23 protein-coding genes are annotated in these 25707 nt (G+C 44.6%); 20 read left to right on the forward strand and 3 right to left on the reverse strand.

The window, feature by feature from the left end; genetic code table 11:
- The first annotated feature begins 23 nt into the window (after positions 1-23).
- Complete coding sequence (locus ACR1R9_RS07750) at positions 24-755, forward strand: DUF1361 domain-containing protein (protein ID WP_433921409.1); 732 nt, start codon at positions 24-26, stop codon at positions 753-755.
- An 81-nt stretch (positions 756-836) separates the two neighbouring features.
- Positions 837-1865, forward strand: coding sequence for a serine hydrolase domain-containing protein (locus ACR1R9_RS07755; protein WP_433921408.1), 1029 nt, complete (start codon positions 837-839; stop codon positions 1863-1865).
- A 109-nt stretch (positions 1866-1974) separates the two neighbouring features.
- On the opposite strand, the gene ACR1R9_RS07760 is transcribed toward ACR1R9_RS07755, so the two are convergent.
- Complete coding sequence (locus ACR1R9_RS07760; RefSeq protein ID WP_433921407.1) at positions 1975-2949, reverse strand: serine hydrolase domain-containing protein; 975 nt, start codon at positions 2947-2949, stop codon at positions 1975-1977.
- A 163-nt stretch (positions 2950-3112) separates the two neighbouring features.
- Here ACR1R9_RS07760 and ACR1R9_RS07765 point away from each other — a divergent pair, with 163 nt between their 5' ends.
- The 8 genes from ACR1R9_RS07765 to ACR1R9_RS07800 all read left to right on the forward strand — a co-directional run bounded on the left by ACR1R9_RS07765 (position 3113) and on the right by ACR1R9_RS07800 (position 9681).
- A complete protein-coding gene (locus ACR1R9_RS07765) occupies positions 3113-3319 on the forward strand; it encodes a hypothetical protein (RefSeq protein WP_433956426.1) in 207 nt (68 codons plus the stop codon).
- 71 nt (positions 3320-3390) lie between these two features.
- Positions 3391-3615, forward strand: a complete 225-nt coding sequence (locus ACR1R9_RS07770; RefSeq protein WP_433921405.1) for a hypothetical protein — start codon at positions 3391-3393, stop codon at positions 3613-3615.
- A 198-nt stretch (positions 3616-3813) separates the two neighbouring features.
- Positions 3814-4881 (forward strand): ankyrin repeat domain-containing protein, encoded by a 1068-nt coding sequence (locus ACR1R9_RS07775; protein WP_433948796.1) that lies wholly within the window; start codon positions 3814-3816, stop codon positions 4879-4881.
- A 297-nt stretch (positions 4882-5178) separates the two neighbouring features.
- Positions 5179-6483, forward strand: a complete 1305-nt coding sequence (locus ACR1R9_RS07780) for an SPFH domain-containing protein (protein WP_076289032.1) — start codon at positions 5179-5181, stop codon at positions 6481-6483.
- Positions 6483-7226, forward strand: coding sequence for a hypothetical protein (locus ACR1R9_RS07785; RefSeq protein ID WP_433921404.1), 744 nt, complete (start codon positions 6483-6485; stop codon positions 7224-7226). The genes ACR1R9_RS07780 and ACR1R9_RS07785 overlap by 1 nt, the downstream gene beginning before the upstream one ends.
- A gap of 19 nt (positions 7227-7245) precedes the next feature.
- Positions 7246-7632 (forward strand): hypothetical protein, encoded by a 387-nt coding sequence (locus ACR1R9_RS07790; RefSeq protein ID WP_433921403.1) that lies wholly within the window; start codon positions 7246-7248, stop codon positions 7630-7632.
- Positions 7633-8254: 622 nt separating this feature from the next.
- Positions 8255-8839 (forward strand): cupin domain-containing protein, encoded by a 585-nt coding sequence (locus tag ACR1R9_RS07795; RefSeq protein ID WP_175382422.1) that lies wholly within the window; start codon positions 8255-8257, stop codon positions 8837-8839.
- 170 nt (positions 8840-9009) lie between these two features.
- Positions 9010-9681, forward strand: coding sequence for a hypothetical protein (locus ACR1R9_RS07800; RefSeq protein ID WP_175382421.1), 672 nt, complete (start codon positions 9010-9012; stop codon positions 9679-9681).
- Between the two features lie 69 nt (positions 9682-9750).
- On the opposite strand, the gene ACR1R9_RS07805 is transcribed toward ACR1R9_RS07800, so the two are convergent.
- A complete protein-coding gene (locus tag ACR1R9_RS07805; RefSeq protein ID WP_063563125.1) occupies positions 9751-10638 on the reverse strand; it encodes a LysR family transcriptional regulator in 888 nt (295 codons plus the stop codon).
- A 112-nt stretch (positions 10639-10750) separates the two neighbouring features.
- Here ACR1R9_RS07805 and zwf point away from each other — a divergent pair, with 112 nt between their 5' ends.
- The 8 genes from zwf to ACR1R9_RS07845 all read left to right on the forward strand — a co-directional run bounded on the left by zwf (position 10751) and on the right by ACR1R9_RS07845 (position 21366).
- A complete protein-coding gene (gene zwf / locus ACR1R9_RS07810) occupies positions 10751-12268 on the forward strand; it encodes a glucose-6-phosphate dehydrogenase (RefSeq protein WP_076289036.1) in 1518 nt (505 codons plus the stop codon).
- Positions 12269-12311: 43 nt separating this feature from the next.
- Positions 12312-12977, forward strand: coding sequence for a fructose-6-phosphate aldolase (gene fsa / locus ACR1R9_RS07815; protein ID WP_024630525.1), 666 nt, complete (start codon positions 12312-12314; stop codon positions 12975-12977).
- Between the two features lie 59 nt (positions 12978-13036).
- Entirely contained in the window at positions 13037-14455 is a 1419-nt protein-coding gene (gndA, locus tag ACR1R9_RS07820) for an NADP-dependent phosphogluconate dehydrogenase (protein ID WP_076289037.1), read from the forward strand.
- A gap of 287 nt (positions 14456-14742) precedes the next feature.
- A complete protein-coding gene (locus ACR1R9_RS07825; protein ID WP_433923749.1) occupies positions 14743-15846 on the forward strand; it encodes a metallophosphoesterase in 1104 nt (367 codons plus the stop codon).
- Positions 15847-16218: 372 nt separating this feature from the next.
- Positions 16219-17061: a BglG family transcription antiterminator LicT gene (licT, locus tag ACR1R9_RS07830; RefSeq protein ID WP_062328359.1), complete on the forward strand. Its 843-nt coding sequence runs from the start codon at positions 16219-16221 to the stop codon at positions 17059-17061.
- A 144-nt stretch (positions 17062-17205) separates the two neighbouring features.
- Positions 17206-19125 carry a beta-glucoside-specific PTS transporter subunit IIABC gene (locus tag ACR1R9_RS07835; protein ID WP_433921402.1) on the forward strand — a complete coding sequence of 640 codons (1920 nt, stop codon included), beginning with the start codon at positions 17206-17208 and terminating at the stop codon, positions 19123-19125.
- A 59-nt stretch (positions 19126-19184) separates the two neighbouring features.
- Complete coding sequence (locus ACR1R9_RS07840) at positions 19185-20648, forward strand: glycoside hydrolase family 1 protein (RefSeq protein ID WP_099858335.1); 1464 nt, start codon at positions 19185-19187, stop codon at positions 20646-20648.
- Positions 20649-20772: 124 nt separating this feature from the next.
- Entirely contained in the window at positions 20773-21366 is a 594-nt protein-coding gene (locus tag ACR1R9_RS07845; RefSeq protein WP_433923748.1) for a 5' nucleotidase, NT5C type, read from the forward strand.
- 33 nt (positions 21367-21399) lie between these two features.
- Here ACR1R9_RS07845 and ACR1R9_RS07850 read toward each other — a convergent pair whose 3' ends face one another.
- Positions 21400-22281: a helix-turn-helix domain-containing protein gene (locus ACR1R9_RS07850; protein ID WP_433921401.1), complete on the reverse strand. Its 882-nt coding sequence runs from the start codon at positions 22279-22281 to the stop codon at positions 21400-21402.
- Between the two features lie 137 nt (positions 22282-22418).
- Between ACR1R9_RS07850 and ACR1R9_RS07855 the strand changes: the two genes are divergently transcribed.
- Together ACR1R9_RS07855 and ACR1R9_RS07860 are read left to right on the forward strand one after the other, a co-directional pair.
- Positions 22419-25130: a family 78 glycoside hydrolase catalytic domain gene (locus tag ACR1R9_RS07855; protein WP_433956427.1), complete on the forward strand. Its 2712-nt coding sequence runs from the start codon at positions 22419-22421 to the stop codon at positions 25128-25130.
- Positions 25131-25301: 171 nt separating this feature from the next.
- Positions 25302-25697 (forward strand): VOC family protein, encoded by a 396-nt coding sequence (locus ACR1R9_RS07860; protein ID WP_433921399.1) that lies wholly within the window; start codon positions 25302-25304, stop codon positions 25695-25697.
- Positions 25698-25707: the final 10 nt, after the last annotated feature.

Here is a 25707-nt window from a genome sequence, read left to right on the forward strand (position 1 = left end):
AGGATCAAGTGAGGTAAATATCATTGAGAAAACTGAATTATATTAAAGTATTTATTTTTCTAAGTGTGGTCACAGTGGTGACCCTGGGTTTGTATTACGCGGCTGCGGATTGGCTGGATCAGCGCTATTTTCGCTTCCTTATCTGGAACCTGTTCCTGGGCTGGATTCCTTTTGTATTCTCCTATATGGCTTATGGTTTTAGCCATGTTAAATGGAAAGGGGCAGCATGGTTTGCCGTTGCAAGCGGACTGCTCTGGTTATTGTTCTTCCCGAACTCTTCCTACATTGTAACGGATCTTGTTCACCTGACGGCACGCAGTTCCCGCTATTATGGCGGAGCCAATGGATTGGATTACAAGTACTGGTATGACTTAATTGTGGTCTTGATGTTCGTTTGGACGGGTTTATTGCTAGGATTCCTTTCGATGTATCAGCTTCAGGAAATGATCCATCACAAAATGGGACGATGGGTTTCATGGATCTTTGTGCTAGGGGGTTGTGCACTGGGGAGTTACGGTGTTCTGCTTGGACGTGTATATCGCTTGAACAGCTGGGATGCGTTAACCAATCGTGAGACGTTGGTTGATCTTATGCATGAAAGTGTAAGTCGTCCATCGCTGGCTTTCTGTATGTTCTTTGGCACGTTTATTCTTACGATCTACGCGACGTTATACTATTTAATAAATACGAGATCTTCCCGTGATAGGAAGACGGAGGTTGGAAGTTCAGCGGCTGATCTGCAAGGCTTGCGGTAATGGACTCCTTAACATTGAAACAAAAACGTGATTGAGCAGCATCTGAGCATGGAAATCGAATTGAAAAAAGTTAGGTGGACGATGATGAAGAGTATAACGGATCTGACACGCAGAATAACAGAAGTGATGGAGAACGTTGATTTTTCGGGCGTAATATTGATAAAACAAAACGGGCATACCCTATTAAGTACGACTCGTGCATATGCCAATCGAAGTGATGAACGTTTGAATCAGCCACATACACGGTTTGGCATTGCATCTGGATGCAAGATTTTTACGGCAGTGAGTATTTGCCAATTGATTGAACAAGGAAAATTATCGTATGATTCCAGATTGGCAGATGTCTTGAGCATTAAGTTTCCTCTATGGGATCAAGGAGTTACAATTCATCAGCTGTTAACCCATACTTCAGGCATCCCGGACTATTTTGATGAAGAAGTGATGGAAGATTTCGCTGAGTTGTGGAAGGAACGACCCGTCTATTCGATGCGGCAGTTGAATGATTTTCTGCCAATGTTTCAGAATCAGCCCATGAAATCAGCTCCGGGTGGACGGTTCCATTATAATAATGCGGCATTTATCGTATTGGGTCTCATTGTTGAAGAGCACACGGGGCAGTCGTTTACAGACTACGTAGAGCAAAATATTTTTAACAAGTGCGGCATGTCGGATTCGGGCTACTTCGAGACAGATCGTCTTCCCCGTAATACTGCGATCGGATATATGGATCAGGAGGATGGCTCCTGGACCAGTAACATTTTTTCCATTCCTGTTAAGGGTGGGGCTGATGGTGGAGCTTATATAACAGCGCCGGATATGATTCGTTTCTGGAATGCGTTATTCAGTAATGAACTGTTGGGCGAAGAAACGACGGGAAAGTTAATCACGCCATATGTCCATGAGGATGATGAAACCTATTATGGGCAAGGGATCTGGATTAATCGGAGAGGGGAAGCGTTATTTAAATATCATGTGATGGGTTTCGATCCTGGCGTGTCGTTCATGTCTTCCGTATATCCAGATCACAACCTGCAAGTTGTTGTCCTCTCCAACAAAGAATCGGGTCCTTATCCCATAACCATGGCTGTGGAAGAGGCTTTGGTGAGATGAACTTGGCTGAGGATCGATGTAAGAAGTAATGGAATAACCCTATAGTTACCGGTGAATGCCGGGTAAGCTATGGGGTTATTTGGTTTGATTCACAACTCAAAGAAAAGGTCTATAAGAATTTTACCAATTGGGGTGCAATTCGTTTGGGGAACACATCCAGCGGAGGTTTTTCCTTCTTTCTTTTGTCATTGGTGAGTACGGCAACGAGTTCCAGGGACGGGACGATATATACAAATTGTCCACCAAATCCACGGGCGTAATAATAGTGGAGTATGGAAGTGGGCTGTTCCGCAACCTTAGCTTCTGAAGTTTCGTTGGTATAAGCATCCACCCACCAATGCCAAGCGTAACTACCATGATTGGGTGGAGTAACCGAAATGGCAGGTTTTGTAGAGCGGCTAACAAGATCACTCGCAATCAGCGACTGCCCGTTCCACATGCCTTGTTGCAAAAACAGTTGTCCAAATTTCAGTAAATCCTCCGGCAACATCTTTAAGCCGAACCCTCCGGTATGTACACCCTGTGGGTCGCTTTCCCATTCATACTGTTGGATTCCCAAAGGGCCAAATAGATAACGTTCCGCGAATTCGGCTACGGACATTCCTGTACTTTGCATGAGGATGGCAGACAATATTTGTGATACCCCCGAATTGTATTCCATATATGTACCTGGCACATGACTTAAACGTTGCTCCAACGCAAAGTTCACCCAGTGATCCGTACGAGTCATACGAGGAAATGAATTCTGTCCTCCGAATTCGTCCCAGTTGAATCCAGCCGTCATCGTTAATAACTGCTCTAACGTAATCTCCGGTTTGCGGGAGTCAGGGTCTGACACCAACTGCGGGAAAAAGGTGGAGATTGGAGTAGGAGCTTCGGGCAGCCACCCGTGATCCATCGCAATACATATGAGTGCGGACAGCACACTTTTGGTGCAGGAATTGATTTTGGCAATATGGGTTGCTGCTTCTTGATTGCGGTAGTGCTCGTAAATGATTTCACCACGTACACTGACTAAGCAACTGCGCAGATCCAGCGGCGGGATGATTTGATGCAACATGGATGGTATGGATGAAGGATTCATAGTGTCCTTTCTTATTTGGGACTTACCCCATAAATTGAGTATTCATTAGAAAAAGGTTTGAATCATTATCTTAGCATAGGAATAAATAAGTTCTCAATTCATTCATCTCAGACTCAGGGATTAGTAAGAACTGGACCACAGACTGATTCAGTTATTGAATGCGTTGAACGATGGGCTAGTCGCAGCTGTAGTCATTCTGGTCATGTTGCTATACATGGGGGCAGCTCCCAAGACATGGTTGCACTACGGCATAACTTTGTTTGCGGCTGTCTTCATATTTGCCATCGTTGTATTTTTCTGCAACCGTGTGCTTTGGCGTTTTAATCACATTTCAGCCGCTGAAGCATTTACGTTCGGGCAGTATGGGTGAGACGAGACTAAGTCAAAATAGACTAAATTTGTCCCAAAATAAGGTTTTTGGCCTCACTGCCTTTTGTCAACATGAGTGCAGATGTATTGGTTCGCAATAACATACCCAACGAGAAACAAGGCAGGGTGTGGGGAATCATCGGCATTTTATCCCAATTGGGTTTTATTGTATCCTATAGTCTCGCAGGATTTTTGGCAGACCGTGTCTTTAACCCGCTTTTGGTGGAAGGTGGAGCACTAGCTTCGACCGTAGGATCATATATTGGCGTTGGTCCGGGAAGAGAATTCAGCGCATGATTGATTGTGTAATTTAAAGGATGATATTGGCCCCGGAACTTTATGTTTCGGGGTTGGTTTGTATGAAAGGCTTTAGGTCTGGAATCATGATTTTGGTAGAGGTTTGTACAAATGAAAAGGATAGCAGGTATACTAATAATAATGAGCATTATAGGACTAGTAGTCATGAGATATTTAACCAGAGGGAGGTAACACCTTTTGTTCAAAATCGGAAATCAAGGTACGTTTGAAACGTTGCCTGATCAAGCTATAGCGATTTACAAGGGAGATGTTATTGCTGTAGAAGAATTTATTAAACAGGGCATGGATCTCGAAAGAGAGATTACGCTCAGTAAATACATAGCGTTGACGCCATTGGATATTGCTCTAATCACCAATCAACAGGCAGTGGTCAAGCTGTTGGTAGATAACGGAGTAAACCTGAATGTGAAGGATAATCCAGCAATCCTCAAGGCGGTCAGATATGGCGGGGAAGAGATCATCCGATATTTGCATCAGAAGGGTGCCAGATTGAACGGTTTGAGCAGGGTGAAGTCGAATGCGTATGATGAAGCCTATTATGGTAACAAAAAGAACATCGCAGTGCTGAAGGACCTCGGACTGGATATTCGAAAATATGGTGGGAAAACATTACGAAAAGCCGTTTCGAATCACGATATGAAGATGGTTCAGTATTTGCTGGACGAGGGCGTGGACATCAATTACAACGAGTCCGATATGGTGTATCCATACAAGGCTACACCGCTTACGGTAGCGGCTCGCAACAACAATATGAAGATGGTTCAATTTCTGGTAGAGCGTGGAGCGGATGTAACTATTCAAGAGAAGGATGGGGAGCGGGCATATACGATTGCGATCAGTCAGAAGAATGCTGAAATGGCAGAGTATTTGAAAGCTCATGAGCCGCAAGACTTTCACAATCTGAGCAATAAATTGCATGCGCTCAAATCGTACAAGCTGCCTGATGCATTAATCCGTTTTCTAACGGAAGGTCAGCGAAGAATCGACTTGCCGGACAATTCGTCCGGCGTGGGATACATCGAATTCTTCCATCTGGTCGATACGGTTGAAATGAAGATGGGCAGACAGAAACTGCTGCGTATATCCTCTGACGTGGATCAGTACTCCCATATCCTAATCGTCTGGAATCCAAGCAAAAAAATGATTGGTTACGCAGATATTGAACATCAGGAGATTGGAACGATCTCCACGTTCGAAGCGTTCATGGCCAATCCCGCATCATATATGGATAATCTCCTGAATTAACCAGAGGGACTCCACTATCACAAGAACCTCTGTATATTGTCGATATACAGGAGGTTTTTTAGTGTCTATACCATTCATCTATAGGAAAAATATCTCATGAAATATGAACTAAATTAGTGCGAAAGGAGGTTATAAATGGTAAAATAGCAATGCCTAAACATGAAAAAACATTTTTGTTGAAAGATTAGCAGATAAATAAGATTTAAAATAGTTTAACTTTAGATTGTTAGAAATCGATTGTTAGTACAATTGTTTCAATGAAATTATAGTATTCTACTACTGGAGTGAGGAAGAGAAATGGCCATTATTGACGTAATCAAGTATGACGGTTCACCAGATGTATTTGCTTGGAAACATCCTGAGAATGAATTGGGAACATGGACCCAGTTGATTGTGAATCAATCCCAACAGGCGATCCTCTTTAAGGATGGAAGAGCGCTTGATATGTTCGGGCCAGGAAGACATACGCTAAGTACAGCGAATATCCCGATCTTAAACCGGCTCGTTAACCTTCCGTTCGGAGGTAAATCACCTTTTGCAGCAGAAGTGTGGTACGTCAACCAAGTAAGCGCACTAGACGTGAAATGGGGAACAGCAAATCCAATTCAGGTACAGGACCCAAAATATAATATTATCGTTCCCGTGAGAGCATTTGGACAGATGGGAATAAAAATAGCAGACTCTCGCAAATTTCTGGTCAAACTTGTGGGAACACTGCCTGAATTTAACCAGGCTAATATGGTCAATTACTTTCGCGGGCTAATTATTATGAACATTAACTCCATGCTGTCTTCCTATCTAATACATAGAAAAGTAAGTGTACTGGAAATCAATGCTTATATCGCAGAAATATCACGACATTTTGCTGATACGATTGCATCTGCTTTCGAAGAATTTGGTATTGAATTAATCAACCTGTATATCCACAATGTCAATCTGCCTGAAGAGGACCCTTCGGTCATTCGTTTGAGAGAAGCGTTGGCACGCAAAGCCGAAATGGATATTATCGGGTATACCTATCAACAGGAGCGTTCATTCGATACGCTTGAAGGTGCAGCCAAAAATGAAGGAAGCATGCAATCGGATATAATGGGTGCAGGGCTTGGTATGGGGATGGGTGTTGGACTGGGAGGATCATTCAGCAGCGAGATGTCCCAGATGTCCAAAGTGATGGCTACCACGGAAACACCTGCTGTACGCATATGCAAACATTGCAGTCATCCGAACCAGGAGCATAGTTCTTTTTGCAGCAAATGTGGCAATTCACTTGCCGAAAAATCAGCAATGACCGGTTGTAACAACTGTGGACATGCCTTGCAAAAAGGGACCAAATTTTGTCCTAATTGTGGTGACAAATATCATGCATGCCCATCCTGCGGGGCAGATAATGCGGAGAATGCTTTGGAATGTGTTCAGTGTCACGAACCGATGCCTAGCCCATGCCCCAAGTGCAATCATATCAATTCGGGCCAAACTAAATTTTGCGGCAATTGCGGCTCCAGTCTGTCCTTGAAATGCAGTCAATGTCAACACGAAGTGAAGCCCGGTCAGAAGTTCTGTCTGGATTGCGGAAACAATCTGCAAGATGGAGGGCAGGCATAGTGATAATTAAACGGAGCAACCTTTTCATTTTGGATGCCATCTATCTGATCAGCATGCTTGTAGCCTCAGTCGTTTCTTTTACAGTGTTTAATCATGCCATTGTATCGTTTTCTTTCTGGATGAATCTTGTGGCTTCTTATGTCGCGATTACGGCGATTTGGATTTATATAAGGTATGTCATGCTACATATGGATCGCTTTAAACAATTGGTTCCTGGTTACACAGCGTTAGGGATCGTGTTGGTAATGTATCTGATTTGTGTAATGATATATTCTCTGTTTACAGGTTTGGCAGATCATGGCTTACGCTGGTTCGTTTTGTTACATACGGTAACTTTAGCTATCGCCCTCATTCTGTGTGGCATCATTTTGATCTTTATTCAAAGTACACGTCGTAATGATGCCGTTGAGCAAACGAAATTGTTCAATCTACATTTGATTGAGAACGCTTTGCAGCAGCTGCTTCACACGATGGAGCGCCATTCCGTTCTGACTGCGGAAGAAGAGAGGAAGACCGTTCATACATTAATAGAACTTGTAAAATATAGTGACCCGATCACTCCACATTCACTTGAATATAATGACCGGCAGATTTTGATGGATATTGAAAAGATAAACAGTGAGCTTTCAACTCATTACGAAGCAGGAGAACTGGTGAATAGCGAGCATCTTGCTTCACAATTTTCCCGATTAAAGTCCCGTTTGAAAGAGCGGAATCAACAGATCGTGACAAGCAAATCATAAATTCATAGGAGGAAAAGCTGTGAAGAAATTTTTTGGAATTATATTCATTATACTTTCATCTCTGACCATCTTATTATCTATATTATTAATATTCCAGGGAACCGAAATGGCTATTATTAGTACGATTATTCTTTTTATACCTGGCGTTATCGTACTTGTTACAGGAATTAAAATGTGTAGTCGACCTAAATTCCATCCCAAGGCTGATCATTATCACTACCATTATGACAATGAAGAGGAATATGATGATGAAGGGTATTATGAAGATGAGTACCACGATCATGAATACGAGGAACCGCAAGAACCTGTATCTGTGAATTGTTCGGGGTGTGGGGCAAAGGTAAAGGTTTATCCGAATTTGTCTTCGGACTGTGAGTATTGTGGAACAACGATGAGGATCTCCTAAATTACATAATAGACACCATGACCATTTTGTTGATTCCCGATGGAAGGTTTCGGTGAGTTGTCCGGGATGTGGGGCGAAGGCGAAGGTATATCGGAAGCAATCGACGGATTGTGAGTATTGTGGAACAACTGTTGAAGCACCGTAGAATGATTGAGAATAGATACGAAAAGGATAAAAGGCTGATTCCTACATGGAGTCAGCCTTTTATCTTTGAGCCCGTTTTACGGATAAAAGTAAGAGAAAATCTCCTGGTACTCGCAGTTTGGAGAGAGTTCATGAGAATCTTGGTGCCTTGCAGGTTTCTTTTACCAATGATGAATTGGCTGAGATTGAACGGATATCTCCCAAAGGATTTGCCGCAGGGGGAAGATACCCAGGTCTTGCTTAATTTAAGCCAAGCCTATAGATAAAATAAAACAATTAACGCCCCAGACCGGTTTTCAACAGGAAAAGGGTGTTTTTGTATTTTACTTGAGAGTGGATGATTTTCACCTAATGAACGGATGTAAGTTACACGGTCCGATAAAAATTACATTGGAGCCGTGTCCTCGGTATTATCTCCGCTAATTAGCGCATACAGTACAACAATGAGATGTATGCCTATTAAGGAGGAAACAGCGGTATGACTAATCCGATTCTGCAAGCCCCGAATGTTCAGCTGGCGGCCGATTCGACAGCGGTGTTGAATTATCAGCGTGATTCGCGCAATTATATTACCCAATTGTTTGGACCGCAGCTGCCTACGATCAAAAATGGATTCTTCAATGTACACATGAGCAAAGGTATTATTGTGCAACCACATTGGCATACAAATGTGACCGAGATGGTCGTTCTGATCAACGGGGAAATTACCACTTCTGTTTACGATCCGTTCAAGCGGGAGCGGATAAGTTATCACTTGAAGCCAGGCCAGGTTTCGATATTCCCTCAAGGATGGTTTCACTGGTTTGTGGCGGAGACCGATGATGTGCACTTGTTGACGATTTTTGATCAACCTACACCGGACATTGTGCTGGGGGCTGACTTCCTGGCTGCAACACCGCCTGAAGTTGCCCATCGTGCATACTGTATTGATGAGGAGGCGTACAGGACGGCAGTGGCATCCATCAAAAATGACGCGATTTTGGGACCGCCGATTGGATGTGTGGATTCTATTTCCGATCAGGCGATCAAAGCTTCCAAATCTTCCAAAAATTCAAAGGGATAACGTTATTTCGTTCTCCTATCAAATGATTGATTTCAGGCCCGTGACCGGAAAACTTTCCGGTTACGGGCTTAAATTTTGTTCCAATTAACACATTCCGAATTCTCTGTTAAGATAGGCATAACATTGGCTTGTTACAGTAGTAGCACTCAAAGAATGTGGAGGGACGATCCATGACCATGACTGAGCAGGAAATGCTGGAAACCGCGATGAGCTATGCACCTGTATTGATGTTTGATCGAAATGAACCCTTTTACCCGGATTTTGTAGGCGTTTCCATTCTGGATCAATCAGGACCTTCACCGTCATTCGAGCGGGAGATTCATTTTCCGGTTGAGGCGGTCCAATATGTGATTGAATTTTCGATTTGGTGGGATTATGAAATTGGGCATTTGTACGAAATGGAGCATGTGTGGATATATGTGGGCCATGACGGTGAAGTCATGGACTGTGAAGCCAGCTTCCATGGGAGAGTACTTCGGGGATTGCTGAAAGATCGAGTTAATGTGGTTGGACGCCATGTGTGTTTATACTCGCAGCCAGGCAAACATGCTTTTTCTCCGATCCCTGTGGTGTTTGAACTGTTGCCAGATTTGTATAGTGCAGCAGGCGCCAATGCGGGTTGTGACGGTCTGCTCGTAAACGAGATGTTCGAAGGTTATTTCCAGACCAATGAAGAAATTGACGCCAGCGTGCGAAGTTTTCTGCAGACCAAGGCGTTTGTTCCCTCTATGGAGTTTGAGGAGTTTGTACTTGAGCCCAGTCTATTCATGCCCTGGCAGCAACTGTTTGCTATGATTCCTGAGAGAATTGAGATCAGATTGAAAGAACTTGAATTAAGATGAGAAAAAGTGCTTCATCATCCTTTTGGGATGACGAGGCACTTTTTTTGTACACCAGCAGACCGACGAATCTTAATCCGCCTTGAAAATGAGATCCATAAACCGGTTGGCTGCCAGTGAAATTGGCATATTACGCTTGGTCATGATGCCCACATGTGAAGGTGGCAGGGCAACATCCAGCTGAATTTCGAAGAGAGAGCCTTCTTCCAGCTCTTTGGAAATAAATTCACGGGTGACATACGATATGCCCAATCCCCTCCGTGCAAATTCGATTAACAAATCCACACTGCCGACCTCAATTTCAGGTTTGAGTGTGTAGCCATAGCTGTTGAACAGCTCCGTAATTGCCATCCGAACCCGGCTGTTTCTGGAGAAAAGAATGAGCTGATGCTCCAACAGCATTTCCAATGTCATAACTTTATCCTTCAGTTGAGCATATCGTTCGCCCGCGACAAAGCAGTCTTTGAGCTGGATACTTTCCCTGACCTCAAGTTGTGGGTCAACGATAGGCATCCGCACAACACCCAGATCAATTTTGCCTTCTTTCAAAAACGTGATGACTTCCGGCGTTGTCCCATGACTTAGATGCAGCTTGATGTTGGGGTAGAGTACATGAAATTCTTCCAGATAGGACAGCATGTAATGCTTGAACAGCGAATCACTGCCACCAATCCTTAGTTCTCCGTTGTCTAAACTCTTCAATGCAGCCATTTTCTCCTCGGCCAGCGAGATCAAAATCTGGGATTGTTCAATATAGGAATACAAACTTACACCTTCCTGTGTTAACGCAACTCCCTTGGAATTCCGGTAAAACAGCGTGAGACCAAAGCTTTCTTCCAACTGTTTGATGGCATGGCTGACACTTGGTTGAGTAATATATAGCGCTTTGGCGGCTTGGGTCAAACTGCCTGTTTTGGCAGCCCAATAGAATACCTTATATAGTTCATAATTTGTTGTCATAGATATCGTCTATAGCTCCTGTGAAATATATTAATTACTTGTATGGCTATGAAACGTATTATAGTGTAACTACAGCAAAGAAACCAGAGTTACTTGGAAGGAGAATAGTGAGATGGAACCAACGAGCATTATTTTATTTGGTGCGACTGGCGATTTAGCCAAAAGAAAAATATATCCAGCCTTATATAATTTATACATTGAGCAGAAACTTCCGGCATCCTTCTCGCTGATTGGCTTGGGACGCAGAGAATGGTCTGATGAATTCTTTCAGGCACAAGTGGAAAAATCATTAAATGAATTTTCCAGACGCCCTGCTGATCCTGAACTTGTAAAATCATTCGTACAGGCTTTCCGTTACAGTGTATTGAATATAAGCCATAAGGAAGATTATATAGAGCTGTTAAAGTTAGTGGAACAAAGAGAGGCTGAACTTGGCATTCCATCCAACCGTCTGTTCTACCTTTCGGTTGGCCCAGAATTCTTCGAACCCATTGCAGAGAACATTCAGGGTAGTGGACTTGGATCAACTGAAGGCTGGAAACGCCTTGTGATCGAAAAGCCATTTGGACATGATCTACAATCGGCTCGTGACTTGAATCGCAAGTTAAGCGAAGCATTCACGGAAGAAGAAATTTATCGGATTGACCACTATTTGGGCAAACCGATGGTGCAGCGTCTTGAAACCTTGCATCAAAGCAATCCGATCATGAAGGCATTGTGGAACAACCGTTATATCTCCAATGTGCAGATCACCGCTAATGAGACTGTTGGTGTGGAAGAACGGGCATCCTATTATGATCATGTAGGCGCCGTGCGTGACATGTTCCAGAATCATATGCTGCAATTGCTCATGATGATGGCGATCCAACTTCCATATAACAGCACCACGGAAAAAGTCGGTTTGAAGAAAAAACACATCATGGAATCGATCGAGCCACTGCAAAAGCAAAACGTGGGTGCAAGTGTCATTCGCGGACAGTATGCTGAAGGAAACATTCAAGGCAAATCCGTTAGCGGATATGCAGCTGAACCGGGTGTTGCCGAGAATACGATGAATGATACTTTTATTGCTGCAAAATTGCAGATTGATGACTTCTTCTGGCGCGGAGTACCTTTCTATATCCGTACCGGCAAACGAATGAAGGAGAAATCCACTCGCATTGTCATTGAATTCAAGGAACCATCTGGGCAGGCTAACGTGGTTAACGGTTCCAAACCGAACCTGCTTGTGATTGAGATGAGTCCTGACCAGAGCATGACGCTGCAGCTGAATGCGAGCGACCCGCAAAACAAAGGGGAGTTCAAACCTGTTCATATCGATCTGTCACCAGATCGTGAGGATCTGGCCGAGGCTTATGAGAACTTGATTCATGACGCATTGCATGGTGATCCAACGTTCTTTGCCCATTGGGATGAAGTAGAACTTTCTTGGGCTTGGGTACAACCTATTCTGGATGCATTCCAGGAGAATTTGCTCCCACTTCATCTGTATCCGGCTGGAAGTTATGGACCAGCAGAGTCGGATGCGATGCTCGCTGCGGAAGGGCACCACTGGTGGTTTGACCAACCTGCCGATCAGCAGGCTGAAGATGATATTGAAGTTCCTCTGGCTGTTAATGCAAATCTGTAACATAAAAAAAACAAAAAAACATATCCCTTGGAGGTAATTGAATATGAAATTTTTCATCGATACAGCAAACTTGGTAGACATCAAAAAAGCATACAAAATCGGCGTCCTGTCTGGTGTAACAACAAATCCTTCTCTGGTAGCCAAAGAAGGCGTGAAATTCGAAGACCGCATTGAAGAAATTTTGCGTGAGGTACCAGAAGTTGAATCCGTATCTGCAGAAGTAACTCCAGATGCAATCACGGCTGAAGAGATGATTGCTCAAGCAGACGAACTGATCAAAATCAATAACAACGACAAAAACATCACAATCAAGCTGCCAATGACACTTGCAGGACTGGAAGCTTGTCGTTACCTGACTAAAAAAGGTGTGAAAACCAACGTAACTTTGATCTTCACAGTGAACCAGGCGCTGCTTGCTGCTCGTGCAGGTGCAACATATGTATCCCCATTCCTGGGACGTCTGGATGACATCTCCGAAGATGGCGTGCAATTGGTTGCCAAAGTTGCTGAGCTGTTCCGTACACATAACCTGGATGCACAGATTATTGCGGCTTCTGTAAGACATCCGGACCACGTTACACGTGTAGCAATGGCAGGAGCACATATCGCTACTGTTCCATTCTCCGTCATTGAACAAATTTCCAAACACCCGCTGACAGATCAAGGCATGGACAAATTTGCAGCAGACTGGAAAAAAACAGTTCAGTAATAAAGATTGTTGATCTCGAATTTTAACCTACTATATATAAAGAGTATTGGGAGGACATAATGAGTAAACAACAGATCGGTGTCATCGGACTTGCAGTAATGGGTAAAAACCTTGCCCTTAATATTGAAAGCAAAGGATTCTCGGTATCGGTATTTAACCGTTCCCCGGAGAAAACGAATGATCTTCTCAAAGAAGCCGAAGGCAAAAACCTGACAGGCGCATTCACGATTGAAGAGTTCGTAGCTTCCCTGGAATCCCCACGCAAAATCCTGATCATGGTTCAAGCAGGTAAAGCAACGGACGCTACCATTGAACAATTGCTGCCACACTTGGACGAAGGCGACATCATTATTGATGGAGGGAACGCATACTTCCCTGACACCCAACGCCGCAGCAAAGATCTGGAAGCCAAAGGTTTCCGCTTCATTGGTGCGGGTGTATCCGGTGGTGAAGAAGGCGCGTTGAAAGGCCCGGCAATCATGCCAGGCGGACAAGAAAGTGCGTATGAGCTTGTTGAACCCATTCTGACAGCCATTTCCGCTAAAGTAGGCGACGATGCTTGCAGCACATATATCGGACCAGATGGTGCCGGACACTATGTGAAAATGGTGCACAATGGTATCGAATACGGGGATATGCAGTTGATCGGAGAAGCGTATCATTTGCTCAAATCCGTGCTGAATGTGTCCGTTGAAGAATTGCATGCAATTTTCTCTGAATGGAACCAAGGTGAGCTGGATAGCTACCTGATTGAAATCACGGCAGACATCTTCTCCAAATATGATCCGGAAACGGGCAAACCAATGGTTGATGTCATTCTGGATGCAGCTGGACAAAAAGGAACAGGCAAATGGACAAGCCAAAGCGCACTGGATCTCGGCGTACCATTGTCCATGATTACGGAATCCGTATTCTCCCGCTTCCTGTCTGCAATGAAAGACGAACGTGTGGCAGCAAGCAAAATCTTGAATGGACCAGCAACTGAAGCATTCTCTGGCGACAAAAAAGCGTTCATCGAGAATGTGCGTAAAGCGCTATTTGCAAGTAAAATCGTATCTTACGCACAAGGTTTTGCTCAAATGCGTGCAGCTTCCGACGAGTATGGCTGGGATCTGAAATACGGCAACATCGCTATGATCTTCCGTGGTGGCTGCATCATCCGTTCGCAGTTCCTGCAAAACATCAAGGAAGCATATGACAAGGATGCAGAACTGAAAAACCTGCTTCTGGACCCATACTTCCAGAACATTGTTGAATCCTACCAAGGTGCATGGCGTGAGGTCGTTGCAGCTGCGGTAACTCAAGGAATTCCGGTTCCTGGATTCTCCAGCGCGTTGTCTTATTATGACAGCTACCGCACTGAGCGTTTGCCTGCGAACCTGTTGCAAGCGCAACGTGACTACTTTGGCGCTCACACATTCAAACGTGTGGACAAAGAAGGTTCATTCCACTTCCAATGGATGGACACTAACGAGTAATATGTAATTCGAGATCATTCAGCATTCCTGTGCTCGTTCATGAGGTTAGTCAGTCATGAGCGGACGCAGGAATGTTTTTTTTATTCAGATGACAGGCTATGGGTCGACGTATCGCCAAAATATTGATTGGAATTTAAGTATTCCAAATTGTAATAAAATGTACGCATCTGAGGAATGGAAACAGATGTCCTCACCTCTTTAACTACGTTATACTTGTTCAGATGGACTGGAATTTGGTCAAGAGAAAATTCAGCAATCAACTTATTGACGTGGAGGTTAACAGAGGCATGTTTGTACTTGCAGGCATCTTGTTTTTGGTTGTGTATGGTTTATTAGTGTTTTACATAGGACGGAGCGGATGGAGCTGGATGAAGCCGGTTGTATCTGCGAGATTTCGTTGGTTTTACATCGTTGCGCTTGTATTTCTTGCAATTTCTTTCATATTGGCAAGGTTGTTTGGAAGTATTTCCTTCCTGAGTGTTATCGGTTCATACTGGCTTGCAATCTTTTCTCTGCTGTTATTGATCCTGCCGGTGGTTCATCTAACGTTATGGTTACTTAGACTAACCCGTATTCCAAGACATTACGCTCATAAATGGGCAGGTGTGGTCACTCTCGTGCTGTTGCTGTCCACGTTGGGCTATGGTATCTATAACGCCTATAGTCCAGTCGTAAGACAATACAGCATTCAGATTGATAAAAAAGTGGAAGGTGTGGACAGCCTTAACATTGTTATGGCTGCGGATATGCACTTTGGCCTGCTGTCCGGCCCTGCTCACGCTAAACGAATGGTGGAAGAAATTAACGCGCTGAAGCCGGATTTGGTACTGTATCCTGGTGATATTATCGATGACAACCTGGATATGTACCTCAAGAGTGGAATTGCGGATATTATCAGCGGAATTCAGGCCCCTTATGGGGTTTACGCCTCACTGGGCAATCACGACAAGTATAACGGTCCGATCGAGGATCTGATTGCTGCCTTGGAGAAGAGTAATATGCAAGTTCTGTATGATGATAAAATTACATTGGACGATAAGATTACGCTAATTGGACGGAAAGACCGAACAGAGAAGGATCGGGCAGAAGTAGCGACATTGATGCAAGATACCGACTTAAGCAAGCCTGTGCTCATGATGGATCACCAGCCTTATGATTTGGATATTGCGGAGCAAAACCATGTAGATTTGGTTGTGTCTGGTCACACCCATCGTGGTCAGATCGCACCCGCTCAGTTTATTACTAAGGCTATCTACGAGAATGATTGGGGTTATCTGCAAAAAGGGTCCATGCACTCGATCGTCACCTCGGGATTTGGCTTCTGGGGACCTCCGATTCGTACTAGCAGTCGTTCGGAGATTGTACAGATTCATGTGATGTTCCAGCAATGATTAGCGATATGAGTAACAGTGAGTCCTTCGGAAGAAGGGCTCCTATTTGTGCTAAAGGCTGATGAGTTACCGTGAAAAGAAAAAAAATTTCCATTTTGAGTAGAAGACTTCTCCAGTTTGTTTGTGTATCAACATGTACATATTAAGACAGCATACCCTCACTCGTGGAACTATAGGGAAATATTTATTGAAAGCAAGACAAAGTAAAATAACAGTGGTAGCATTTTGGGTTGACACCGTTTTCAGGTTATGATAGATTATATCCGAGGCTTGTTACCGGTAATGCGGGCAAAACCACTATGGAAATGATTTTATTATTTCTATTTTGGTTTTGCCCTTTTTTAATCCTCAAAAAAAACAGGTGGGTCCAACATGATTATTAAACAGATATTTAATAACAATATTGTCAGTACCGTGGATGACAAAAATCAGGAACTGCTGATCCTCGGCCGGGGTATCGGGTTTAAGTTCAAGGCGGGCGATGAGATTGATGAAGAACGGATTGAGAAAGTATTCCGGCTTCAGGATGCATCGATCTATGAGAAGTTCAAGTCCATCGTCACGGAAGTGCCGATTGAAATTCTGCAGGCGACAGATGATATTGTGACACTGGCACGTACACAATTGAACAAAACCATCAGTGACGGGATTTATGTCTCACTGTCGGATCACATTCATTTTGCTGTCCAGCGTCTGGAAAAGGGAATGATTACACGCAATCCGCTCTCCTGGGAAGTGCAGCATTTCTACAAGGCCGAGTTCGACGTGGCCCGGGAAGCGCTCACCCTGCTGAAGGAAAGACTGGATGTGGAGTTTCCGAAGGATGAAATATGCAACATAGCGCTGCATTTCATCAATGCGGAAGTCAATGATTCCATGAACGATGTCACTCATTTGATGCAGCTGCTTCAGGAGATCATGAACATTATCAAATATCACTTCAATGTCGAATTGGATGAAGATAGCGTCAACTATTTCCGTTTCATTACTCATTTGAAGTATTTCTGCCAACGGGTAATTACTCACTCGTCACATGACGATGCGGAGGAGTATTTATACGAGGTCGTACGGAAAAACTATCCCGAAACCTTCAAATGTATCGGCAAGATTGAGACTTTTATCCATAAGAACTATCAGTATGATATGACGCATTCGGAACAGTTGTATCTGACCCTTCATCTGGAGCGGTTAATGAAACCGAAGCGTGACCAATGAAATATCAGCACATGAACCAGAACCTAACTAAATATCAATTGGGCTTGTTACTGTTCAATCAGGCAATACCCGAATGAATGACACGTAGAAGACGTGGCTATTTGTTCGGGTATTTTTTATTGGAAAAATGAGGAGGAAATGATCATGAAACATCAGGAAACGGCACAGGAAATCATCAAAGCCGTTGGGGGAACAAACAATATCAACTCGGTGTATCATTGCGTCACACGACTGAGATTTGATCTGAAAAATAACGATAAAGTGGACAATAACTCACTTAAGAAACTGGATAAAGTCATGGGAACAAATATCTCAGGAGATCAATTCCAGGTGATTATCGGGAATGACGTGTCCAAAGTATTTGATGCTATGGTGAAGGAATATCCGGCAATACAGCAAAGTACAGAAAATAAACAAGCTAAACCGGAAAAAAATAAAAATGTAATTCTTAATATTTTTGAGACGATTGCGGGTGTCTTCGCACCAATGCTGCCAGCGATTACAGCTGCGGGTATGCTCAAAGGATTACTTGCATTATTCGTATCCCTGGAGTGGATGTCAGCAGGTACTGACACGTACCGTATCCTTTCCGCCATTGGGGATGGCGTATTCTACTTCCTTCCATTGCTGATTGCGGTTAGTGCCGCTCGCAAATTCGGCAGTAATCCGTTTGTTGCCATTGCGCTAAGTACTGCGCTGATGTATCCCGATATGGGCGCATTGCTATCCAGCGGTGAATCGGTTGCGTTTATTGGCATTCCGGTAACGGCTGTCAGCTATGCCTCATCGGTTATTCCGATTTTGCTTGCCATATGGCTGATGTCTTATGTTGAGAAATGGGTTGACCGCGTTATTCCGGCAGCATTGAAGTTGCTGCTTGTGCCACTGATTACCTTGCTTGTTATGGTTCCGGTAACGCTGATTGCGATCGGTCCACTGGGTACATTTGTAGGTAGCGGCTTGTCCGGTGGTATTAACTGGCTGCTGAACGAAGGCGGATTAATTGCAGGGATTGTTTTGGGCGGCGCGATGGCGCTCATTATTATGACAGGTATGCACTATGCGCTCGTACCGATCATCCTGAGCAATATTGCTACATTAGGCTTCGATAAATTTTTGCCACTGACGTTCATCTCCAATATGGGACAGGCCGGAGCGACGTTGGGCGTATTCTTCCGTGCAAAAGACAAAAAGCTCAAAACCGTTGCATTGTCCACCAGCTTTACAGCTCTGATGGGTGTAACCGAGCCAGCTATGTACGGCGTGAACATGAAATATAAAAAACCGTTTGCCGCTGCGATGATTGGTAGTGCCGTGGGTGGCGGATTCGCTCTCGCTTTTGGAGCCAAAGCTTATGTGCTTGCAGGTAACGGTGGTCTTCCGGGTCTGCCATCCCTGATCGGACAAACCTTCTGGTACTCCTTTGGCGGTATGATTCTTGCCTTTGTTGTGGGTGCAATTATGTCTACTGTGTTCGGGATCAAGGAAGAAGAGGGCGACGCCGAGGCGTTGGCTCAATTCTCACCAGGCGCTTCTGCGGCACCAGCGGCAGCACCGTCCAGCAATGCTGTAACCGTGAACGTGGACGATATGGGTGCTCCAACACCAACAAGTGATGCAGTAGCCATTGCACCGATGACGGGTAAAGCGATCGCACTCAAAGAAGTTAATGATCCAACGTTTGGCGATGAATTGATGGGTAAAGGTGTGGCATTTGTTCCAACGGTGGGTGAACTGGTGTCACCAGTTACAGGTACCATCATGAATGTGTTCAAAACGAAACACGCGATCGTGGTCCGCAGTGATAACGGAATGGAGCTTCTGATCCATGTGGGGATTAACACCGTGAAACTGCGCGGACAGTATTTTGAAGCCCATGTCGCTACGGGAGCACGTGTACAGGCTGGAGACAAATTACTCACGTTTGAACTTGATCAAATTGCCAAGGAATATGACATTACAACGGCGATGGTCGTTACGAATACAGCAGATTACAAGCAGGTTCTGCCTGTGAAGTTGGGTACAATTACGACCGGTGAAGAAGTATTGAAAGCTGAAATTTAAAGTCTAAAGACGAACTTAAGACGAAATAGACGACATCAATAAGAAGAGGAGAGATACGCATGATCAATCGACAAAGGTTTCCGGAAGGTTTTCTGTGGGGCGGCGCAATTGCTGCCAACCAGGCTGAAGGTGGATTTGATGCAGGGGGCAAAGGCTGGTCAACAGCGGATATGGTTCCTTATTTTGAGAAGAAGGATTACACCAACCTTAGAGAACTGATGCACGTGACCAGTGCAACGGTTGAGAAAGCGATGGCTCACCACAGTGCGAAGGGATATCCGAAGCGTTACGGTATTGATTTCTATCACCGCTTCAAAGAGGACATTGCGTTATTCGCTGAGCTGGGTTTTAAGACATTCCGTCTTTCCATCAACTGGCCGCGTATTTTCCCGAACGGGTATGATGCGGAGCCGAATGAAGAAGGATTGCGTTTCTATGATGAAGTATTCGACGAATTGCGGAAGCACAATATTGAACCTCTCGTGACGCTCTCTCACTATGAAATGCCAATGTCATTGGTATTGAAGTACAATGGCTGGACAGGACGGGAAGTTATCGGACATTTTGTAAGATACGCCGAGACTGTCATGAATCGCTACAAAGACAAGGTGAAATACTGGTTGACGTTTAATGAGATCAACACAACCATTATTGAGCCATTCACGGGTGGAGGCATCATTGAGGATCGTGTCGATAACGTGATGCAAGCTTCCTATCAAGCACTTCACCATCAGTTTGTTGCCAGCAGTCTGGTAACGCAGAAGGCGCGTCAGATTAACCCGGACTTCCAGATTGGCTGTATGCTTGCGCGCATGATTCACTACCCAGCAACGTCGAAGCCGGAAGATGTACTGCAAGCTCAGATCGATAATCAACTGAACCTGCTTCATACTGATGTACAAGTGCGAGGCAGTTATCCAACCTTTATGGCTCGTTACTGGGCTGAGCATGACATCTCCATTGCGATGGAACCTGAAGACGAAGCGATTATGAAAGAGCATACGGTTGATTTCATCTCGTTCAGCTATTACACATCGCTGGTATCCGCAGTGAATCCGGAGGAATATGGAGTAACTGGCGGCAACCTGTACAGTACGATCAAGAATCCGAACCTGGAGCGTACAGAATGGGGCTGGCAGCTTGATCCGATCGGACTTCGTGTGGCGTTAAAAGAGCTGTATGACCGTTACCAATTGCCGTTATTTGTCGTGGAGAATGGACTTGGTGCCAAGGATACGGTAGAGGCCGACGGTTCCATTAATGATGATTATCGGATCGATTATCTGAGAAAACATATTACACAAATGAAAGAAGCAGTCATGGATGGGGTAGACCTTATGGGTTATACCAACTGGGGTGCGATTGATATCATCAGTGCGTCCACTTCGGAAATGTCCAAGCGTTATGGCGTAATCTATGTCGATCAGGACGACAACGGACAAGGCACATTGAATCGCTATAAGAAAAAGAGCTTTGGTTGGTATCAGAACGTCATCGCTACGAATGGCGAAGATTTGGGTTGATTTCGGGGGCAGTCCTTGCGCAGCAGTTATTGCGGCGCATGGGCCGCTTTTTATTTTGAGCTCAAAAAGGATAGCGCTGTTACATTGATGATGATATACTGTGATCCTATTGGAGGGGATAATGATGAAAAAACCTATTATTGCTGTAGATATGGATGATACCATATGTCATCTGGTCAAGCGAGCCATCTATCATAACAACATCAGCTTCCCAACCCATCCGCTGCGATATGAGGATATGATACATTGGGATACATCCCATCTGCGCCATCCGGATTGTACGCATGATGTATTTTATGGTCGGCCAGGGCTGTTTGAGGAACTGGAGATTTACGATGAATATGTAGTAGAAGAGGTGGAAAAGCTCCATCAAGCCTATGACCTGCTGATCCTAACAGCGGCTGAGCCCAAAACGGTTGTAGAGAAGTGGAATTGGCTCCAGAAGCATATGCCATATATATCTCCAGAACAGTTTATAACATGTAAACGGAAGAACTTGATTAACTTCGATCTGTTAATTGATGATGGGGCACATAACCTGATACCCGCGCTGAATGACGGAAAAAAAGTCATCTGTATCCCTCATCCATGGAATATAAATGAACGGGAGCAACATCAGTTTCCGTTGATGACCTCTTGGAAAGGTGCAAAGGCTTATGTAGATCGTCTGCTTGAAAGAGAACATGAAGAGATTAAGTTTGATCCTGTAAAGAGATGAGCCTTAAGAAAGGAACGGAAGACAGGAACACACTTAATTCAATGGTTCTGCTCTGAAGTTCCTGCGATAGCCCTGAGGGGTTTCTCCCGTAATTCGTTTAAAGACGGCGTAAAATGAATCTACATCACGGTAGCCTACAAGTTCAGCAATTAAACTGACTTTATGTTGTGAATTCTTCAGCAATTCACAGCTTTTTTGTATGCGCAAATGTTGCAGATAAGCACCAAACGTCCGCCCGGTATGGGTCACGAACATGCGTCCAAGATGTCTTTCGCTCCAACCAGAAATATTCACCAGTTCGCTTAGACGGATTCGTTCGTTAACATGTTGGTCCAGGTAATGAAGGATATGTTCCATATCAGTCGCATTTTCCTTCTCATTGCAGGTAGCTTGATGAATCTGTCTGTAAGTTGTCACGACGAGTTGGCTAACAAGCGTATACAGGATCGTGGAAGAGCCGATTCCCGGAACGGCAGATTCGCGGTACAGCTTTACCATTAATTCTTCCATCCGCTGGCTGTAATCTGTGATGGATACATAAGGAACCCGATTCTTTTCCAGGTCTGTCAGATGGTTTCGAATCTCCTGCTCCTGAATAATAATGGACAAGGTGTGGATCAGTTCGGAATTGAACAGACAGTTATAAATAATGAGTGGGTGCTCTGATACATTCGCGGTAGCTGGGCGGAATACATGAGGAACGCCGACCGGAATAACAAATAACATCCCTTTGTGTACCGGAATAATATCTTCACCAATGTGGTGAAAGCCCTTTCCTTCTGCGACATAACTATACTCAACAAACTCGTGTGCGTGAAAAGGAACCACAAAATCTTCGGAACATCGGTTCACGAACAGCTTCAGATTATTTTGGAAAAAGGATTCACTCTTGAACAGTTGTACGGTTGGATTCACGGAATTGCCTCCTTGGTTGGCATGACCAGATTACCGGGTTAAACTGTCCTCATTGCCGGGTATTTCCGATCATAGAATCGATATAATTATATCGTAACCTTGATTTGGAAACCACGATGGAAAGGGATGTTTCTCTGATGTTGACTGTAAGTCATCTGCGTTGTGAGTATAGAATAAATCCGATTGGACTAGATATCACGGCACCCAGATTAAGCTGGCATTTGCAATCCGATCTCAGAAATTGTGTACAATCAGTTTATCAAATTCAGTTGTCACGGACGGAAGATATGGCTCAAATTGAATGGGATTCCGGCAAAAAGAGCTCTGATCAATCCATTCATGTTGAACTGGAGCACTGGGTGCCCGAAGCACGAACCCGCTACTATTATCGCATTCGTGCCTGGGATCGTGCAGGAGATGAATCGGACTGGTCGGAGATAGCGTATTTCGAGACGGGATTCATGGGTAGTGAAGATGCCTGGCAGGCGGAGTGGATCACAGTCGATCCTTCCTCTCAGCAGGATGAGTCTTGCCCACGACTGCGTACCTTGTTTGAACTGAAAAAGCCTGTCGCTTCGGCCAGAATATATGTGACTGCACTTGGATTGTACGAACTTCATCTGAATAATCAGCGAGTGGGCGAAGCATACTTCACCCCGGGCTGGACCAGTTATAGTAAGCGGTTGCAATATCAGGTCTATGATGTTACCGATCAGCTTCATAATGGACAGAATATACTAGGTGCTTATCTGGGAGATGGCTGGTACAAAGGACATTTGGGATGGGAGAAAAAGCAGAAGATATACGGTACGAAGGCAGGTTTGCTACTGGAACTTCATATTCATTATACCGATGGTTCAGAAGAACGTATTATTTCGGATCGAAACTGGAAGAGTTCCCCCAGCGCTATTCGCAGTTCAGACATTTATATGGGGGAAACGTATGATGCACGTATGGAAGCCGAATGGCAGGATTCATCTTCAGTCCAATGGTCGCCGGTACATGTGCTGAATTACTCAAAGGAGATTATCATTGCACAAGAGAACGTACCCGTAACGCCAATTGAGCAAATTAAACCTATCGCCTTGCTTACAACTACACTGGGAGAACGTGTGCTGGACATGGGACAGAATATGGTCGGTTGGGTGAGATTCAGCATTCAGGGTGAAACGGGGCATACGGTAGAGTTGCTACATGCCGAGATATTGGATCATCAGGGTAATTTCTACACTGACAACCTGCGTGGTGCAACGCAGTGCATTCGTTATACCCTAAAAGGCGGTGAAGTGGAGACGTACGAGCCACGTTTCACATTTCAGGGATTCCGTTATGTGAAGTTGATTGGATTCCCGGACGAGATTCGGCTTGAGGATTTCACAGGTGTAGTTCTGCATTCCAATATGGAGCGAACCGGTGATTTTAAAAGCTCCAGTTCACTCGTGAATCAGCTTCATCACAATATATTGTGGGGGCAAAAAGGGAATTTCGTTGACGTACCGACAGATTGTCCGCAGCGTGATGAGCGGCTGGGCTGGACGGGAGACGCGCAGATGTTTATACGAACATCCTCATACCTGATGAACACGGCGCCTTTTTTCACCAAATGGCTGAGGGATCTGCAGGCGGATCAGGGAGAGGATGGAGGCATTCCTTTCTACGTTCCTGATTTGAGGAGTTCGACGTCAGACGGGTGGGCGGATACGAATCATTCTTCCGCTGCCTGGGGGGATGCCGCGGTGATCTGTCCATGGACGATTTACGAGATGTACGGGGATGTCAGGCTGTTGGCTGAGCAATATGACAGCATGAAGCGCTGGATTAAGTACATTCACGCTCAAGGAGAGAATCCTTACTTGTGGAATACTGGCTTTCATTTCGGGGATTGGCTCGGGCTGGATTCCAAGCCGGACAGCTATATTGGGGCTACAGATAAGGATTTTGTAGCAACTACATTCTATGCCTATTCTGTTTCTCTAACACGGAAGGCTGCTGAGGTGTTAGGGCAGGCGGAAGATGTAACTTATTATGATAATCTGCATGACAACATTGTTGCTGCATTTCAAAATGAATTTGTGACACCTGCGGGCAAACTTGCAGTTCCCACTCAGACCGCGCATGTACTTGCTTTGCATTTCGACCTATTGGATTCAGCAGCTCGGAAACGTACCATTGATCAGTTGGGAAAACTGGTTGCGGACGCTGGAAACCACTTAACCACCGGATTTGTTGGAACACCTTATCTGAATCCGGTATTGAGTGATACGGGACATCATGATCTGGCCTATACGCTACTCTTTCAGGAAGACTATCCATCCTGGTTATATCAAGTGACACAAGGTGCAACTACGGTTTGGGAGCATTGGGACGGAATAAGGGAGGATGGCAGTCTGTGGAGTGCAGACATGAATTCATTCAACCATTATGCTTATGGAGCCATAGGGGAGTGGTTATATCGTTATGTTGCCGGAATTAACACAGATGAGCAACAGCCCGGGTTCCGGATCGTACACATCGAGCCCAAACCAGGACCAGGACTGGAGTGGGTGGAAGCGAGTTTCGAGACCATGTACGGTTCTGTCACATCCAACTGGTATCTCCGCGGTAATAACGAGATGGAGGTTCGTGTGACCATTCCTGCCAATACGACGGGCACGGTCCTTCTGCCTGGAGCAGATGTACAGACAGTTCTGGAGAACGGAAAAGCGGTGGACCAAATAGCGGACATTCACGAAATTCAAACGCAGGGATCAGATGTACGAATTGCTCTGGGATCAGGAAGCTATCAATTCACTTACAAGGTAATTCAAGCAGATCAGGAAGTGCACGCACAACAGGTGGAATCCGTATAACTAGTGTGCATTAGAGGAATAAGCAAGCAGGATCGTGAACTAATATAATAGCGAAAGCTGGACCCGAGTAGAGGATCTGCACACGCAGGTTCTCTTTTTTACTTGGATGGAGAAATTTTTCTTCATTTTGATACAAGAATCTCAATATGCAATGAAGGGAGAAGTATAAATTTGACGACGGGAAAAATATTAGGTATAGCATACAATGTCATTCCTGTATCCAATGTTGAACAGTCCGCTGCTTGGTTTGTGAACCATTTTGGTTTTAATATTAGACAGCCAAGACAAGGCTATATTAGCCTTTTTAGAGACAATAGGCCGATTCTTGATCTGATTGAAAGTGATCATGATTCCAGAGCCGTATTTCAAGTGAAGCAGAAAAAGAGATGGGTGATCACCTTTTTTACAGACGATATCGTTAAACTTCATACTGAACTCATTGCTGGCCACGTCCGTGTTGGCAAAGTTAGTGATGAGGGCATTTATGGAAAGTTTTTTACTTTTGAGGATCTGGACGGTAATCTGTTTGACGTCTGGGAGCATCACGACTGTGAATTAGTATATTAGGGTGAAGGAG

This window comes from Paenibacillus taichungensis (assembly GCF_050994985.1).
GTDB classification, from domain to species: domain Bacteria; phylum Bacillota; class Bacilli; order Paenibacillales; family Paenibacillaceae; genus Paenibacillus; species Paenibacillus taichungensis.

Coding starts and splice junctions, on each gene's coding strand:
- ACR1R9_RS07755 (WP_433921408.1), top strand. CDS start 837: ATGATGAAGAGTATAACGGATCTGACACGCAGAATAACAGAAGTGATG.
- ACR1R9_RS07760 (WP_433921407.1), bottom strand. CDS start 2,949: ATGAATCCTTCATCCATACCATCCATGTTGCATCAAATCATCCCGCCG.
- ACR1R9_RS07770 (WP_433921405.1), top strand. CDS start 3,391: ATGAGTGCAGATGTATTGGTTCGCAATAACATACCCAACGAGAAACAA.
- ACR1R9_RS07780 (WP_076289032.1), top strand. CDS start 5,179: ATGGCCATTATTGACGTAATCAAGTATGACGGTTCACCAGATGTATTT.
- ACR1R9_RS07795 (WP_175382422.1), top strand. CDS start 8,255: ATGACTAATCCGATTCTGCAAGCCCCGAATGTTCAGCTGGCGGCCGAT.
- ACR1R9_RS07800 (WP_175382421.1), top strand. CDS start 9,010: ATGACCATGACTGAGCAGGAAATGCTGGAAACCGCGATGAGCTATGCA.
- ACR1R9_RS07805 (WP_063563125.1), bottom strand. CDS start 10,638: ATGACAACAAATTATGAACTATATAAGGTATTCTATTGGGCTGCCAAA.
- zwf (WP_076289036.1), top strand. CDS start 10,751: ATGGAACCAACGAGCATTATTTTATTTGGTGCGACTGGCGATTTAGCC.
- fsa (WP_024630525.1), top strand. CDS start 12,312: ATGAAATTTTTCATCGATACAGCAAACTTGGTAGACATCAAAAAAGCA.
- gndA (WP_076289037.1), top strand. CDS start 13,037: ATGAGTAAACAACAGATCGGTGTCATCGGACTTGCAGTAATGGGTAAA.
- ACR1R9_RS07825 (WP_433923749.1), top strand. CDS start 14,743: ATGTTTGTACTTGCAGGCATCTTGTTTTTGGTTGTGTATGGTTTATTA.
- licT (WP_062328359.1), top strand. CDS start 16,219: ATGATTATTAAACAGATATTTAATAACAATATTGTCAGTACCGTGGAT.
- ACR1R9_RS07835 (WP_433921402.1), top strand. CDS start 17,206: ATGAAACATCAGGAAACGGCACAGGAAATCATCAAAGCCGTTGGGGGA.
- ACR1R9_RS07840 (WP_099858335.1), top strand. CDS start 19,185: ATGATCAATCGACAAAGGTTTCCGGAAGGTTTTCTGTGGGGCGGCGCA.
- ACR1R9_RS07845 (WP_433923748.1), top strand. CDS start 20,773: ATGAAAAAACCTATTATTGCTGTAGATATGGATGATACCATATGTCAT.
- ACR1R9_RS07855 (WP_433956427.1), top strand. CDS start 22,419: ATGTTGACTGTAAGTCATCTGCGTTGTGAGTATAGAATAAATCCGATT.